General features: G+C 53.1%; 2 rRNA genes. Both read left to right on the forward strand.

The features are described from left to right. The first annotated feature begins 517 nt into the window (after window positions 1-517). Window positions 518-3,347: ribosomal RNA gene (locus tag ACR0AM_RS21345) — 23S ribosomal RNA — on the forward strand. Window positions 3,348-3,531: 184 nt separating this feature from the next. Beyond that, window positions 3,532-3,646 (forward strand): 5S ribosomal RNA (gene rrf / locus ACR0AM_RS21350). Window positions 3,647-3,816 lie beyond the last annotated feature (170 nt).

The following is a 3,816-nucleotide window of genomic DNA, read 5'->3' on the forward strand; positions in this document are numbered from 1 at the left end:
TCGTTAAGCACCTTCGGGTTCTTAACCGTCCGATTGGACGGCAGAACAGCGTAAGCTGTTCGTCTTTTACATCGTATAGAGAGAAATCAATCAACACTGTTTGATCGTGCCGAGTGTGGCATTGATCTCGGTCGTTCTTGTCTTCGTCCTCAAGTAGCCGAATAGGCGGTAGGACACATGGGGATAAGCGGCGCAGTTTGGGTCTAGCCGGCCCGGGATGCGTATCGCGACTGAAACGAACAGAGTTGTCCAAGTCAAATATACTAACCCGAGCGACCTGCGTTGATCAGCTGCACGGCTGGGAGACCATATGGGGTTGCTCAATTGTCCTCGTCCAAGTGGCGGGGGCGGGAAATGTATGTTTTTGGTTCAGAAGAACGATCGCCTTTAGTTACCAGCTGGGTGATCACGATCGACATAGTCGAAGCCTGCAGGCCGAAAGGTCGAAAGGCTTCACGCGCTCAAGTAGCCGAATAGGCGGTAGCGCAAGATGTTATGTCTTTCTTTTTCTGGATCAAATCAAGCGCGAGAAGGGCGTTTGGTGAATGCCTTGGCAGCAAGAGGCGATGAAAGACGTGATACTCTGCGATAAGCCATGGGGAGCTGAGAATAAGCTTTGATCCATGGATTTCTGAATGGGGCAACCCACCTGAATGTTTGTTATTGTTGGCACAGCTGATCAATAATGAGCATGAACAGGTACTTAAGACCTGAATACATAGGGTTTTAAGAGCAAACCCGGGGAACTGAAACATCTAAGTACCCGGAGGAAAGGAAATCAATTGATACTCCCCTAGTAGTGGCGAGCGAACGGGGACCAGCCGAGCCGTGAGTGTGAATAGAACCTGTTGGGAAGCAGGACCATAGAGGGTGACAGTCCCGTATATGAAGCATGATCGGACGTATTAAGTAGGGCGGAACACGTGAAATTCTGTCTGAAGATCGGAGGACCACCTTCGAAGGCTAAGTACTCCTTGCTGACCGATAGCGAACCAGTACCGTGAGGGAAAGGTGAAAAGCACCCCGACGAGGGGAGTGAAACAGTACCTGAAACCGAACGCCTACAATCAGTCGGAGCCTCCTTGCGGGGTGACGGCGTACCTTTTGTATAATGGGTCATCGACTTGGTCTCACGAGCAAGCTTAAGCCGTTAGGTGTAGGCGTAGCGAAAGCGAGTCTTAATAGGGCGAATGAGTTCGTGGGATCAGACCCGAAACCGAGTGATCTAGGCATGGCCAGGTTGAAGGTAAGGTAACACTTACTGGAGGACCGAACCCACATCCGTTGAAAAGGATCGGGATGAGCTGTGCCTAGGGGTGAAAGGCCAATCAAACTCGGAGATAGCTGGTTCTCTGCGAAATCTATTTAGGTAGAGCGTCATCCGAATACCCCGGGGGGTAGAGCACTGGATGGGTAATGGGGCCCCACAGGCTTACTGATCCTAACCAAACTCCGAATACCCGGGAGTACTAGATGGCAGACACACTGCGGATGCTAACGTCCGTAGTGGAGAGGGAAACAACCCTGACCTACAGCTAAGGCCCCCAATTCATGGCTAAGTGGGAAAGCAGGTGGGACGACCAAAACAACCAGGAGGTTGGCTTAGAAGCAGCCATCCTTTAAAGATAGCGTAACAGCTCACTGGTCTAAATAAGTTGTCCTGCGGCGAAGATGTAACGGGGCTCAAGCCATGAGCCGAAGCTTAGGATGCCGTAAGGCATGGTAGCAGAGCGTAGTGTGACATAAGACTTATCCTCTTTAGTGTCTTTCGGGGCACCTTGGAGGATCGAGTCTTTTCGATGAAGCCGGCCTGTGAGGGATCCGGTGGAGAGATCACTAGTGAGAATGATGACATGAGTAGCGACAAAGAGTGTGAGAGACACTCTCGCCGAAAGTCCAAGGGTTCCTGCTTAAAGCTAATCTGAGCAGGGTAAGCCGGCCCCTAAGCCGAGGCCGAAAGGCGTAGGCGATGGGAACTAGGTTAATATTCCTAGGCCAGGAGGATGTGACGGATCACAGGTGTAGTTCAATCTTATCGGATTGATTGGGCTGCTGAGTGGTTCCTGGAAATAGCCCTCCATCAGACCGTACCCTAAACCGACACAGGTGGACTGGTAGAGCATACCAAGGCGCTTGAGAGAACGATGTTGAAGGAACTCGGCAAAATACCTCCGTAAGTTCGCGAGAAGGAGGCCCGGTTCCTAGGCAACTAGGGGCTGGGGGCACAAACCAGGGGGTGGCGACTGTTTATTAAAAACACAGGGCTCTGCGAAGTCGCAAGACGACGTATAGGGTCTGACGCCTGCCCGGTGCCTGAAGGTTAAAAGGAGAGGTGAGAGCCTTGAATTGAAGCCCAGGTAAACGGCGGCCGTAACTATAACGGTCCTAAGGTAGCGAAATTCCTTGTCGGGTAAGTTCCGACCTGCACGAATGGCGTAACGACTTCCCCGCTGTCTCCAACATCGACTCAGCGAAATTGAATTGCCTGTCAAGATGCAGGCTTCCCGCGGTTAGACGGAAAGACCCCGTGCACCTTTACTACAGCTTCGCACTGGCATCAGGATTGTGATGTGCAGGATAGGTGGTAGGCTTTGAAGCGGAAACGCAAGTATCCGTGGAGCCTCCCTTGAGATACCACCCTTCGCACTCTTGATGTCTAACCGCGGTCCGTTATCCGGATCCGGGACCCTGCGTGGCGGGTAGTTTGACTGGGGCGGTCGCCTCCTAAAGCGTAACGGAGGCGCGCGAAGGTTGGCTCAGAGCGGTCGGAAATCGCTCGTTGAGTGCAATGGCAGAAGCCAGCCTGACTGCAAGACTGACAAGTCGAGCAGAGTCGAAAGACGGCCATAGTGATCCGGTGGTCCCGAGTGGAAGGGCCATCGCTCAACGGATAAAAGGTACGCCGGGGATAACAGGCTGATACTGCCCAAGAGTCCATATCGACGGCAGTGTTTGGCACCTCGATGTCGGCTCATCTCATCCTGGGGCTGGAGCAGGTCCCAAGGGTACGGCTGTTCGCCGTTTAAAGAGGTACGTGAGCTGGGTTTAGAACGTCGTGAGACAGTTCGGTCCCTATCTGCCGTGGGTGTAGGAGACTTGAGAGGAGTTGCCCCTAGTACGAGAGGACCGGGGTGAACGATCCACTGGTGGACCAGTTGTCGTGCCAACGGCAGTGCTGGGTAGCTATGATCGGACAGGATAACCGCTGAAGGCATCTAAGCGGGAAGCCCCCCTCAAAACAAGGTCTCCCTGAGGGCCGTGGAAGACCACCACGTCAATAGGCCGGAGATGTAAGCGCAGTAATGCGTTCAGTTGACCGGTACTAATCGCCCGATAGGCTTGATTTGATCCAGTAATGGAAAGACAAATCAAAGACATACACACCTTGAGTTGGATAGCTGTGTCGCGCCAAGCGACACTGTTGATTGACATAACAACCGTGCAGGAACGCGCATCCGCTTCGCGAATACGCTGCCTCCTGCCCGTCGCTTTTTTGCTCCGCAAAAACAGCGACGTGGGGATTTTCCTCGGTTTGGTGGTCATAGCGCAAGTGAAACACCCGGTCCCATCCCGAACCCGGAAGTTAAGCACTGCCGCGCCAATGGTACTTGGGCTTAAGCCCCGGGAGAGTAGGTCACCGCCAAACCTAGTAAAATCCCCCTTCTCTCAACACGATGATAAGAACACTACCCGGTCTCAAGCAACCGAATAGGCGGTAGACCAAAAAAGACCTCAAGTAGCGTAAGCGGTAGGTCATAAAAAGTGTCGCGGGATGGAGCAGCCCGGTAGCTCGTCAGGCTCATAACCTGAAGGTCG

The organism is Ruegeria sp. AD9 (assembly GCF_056542305.1).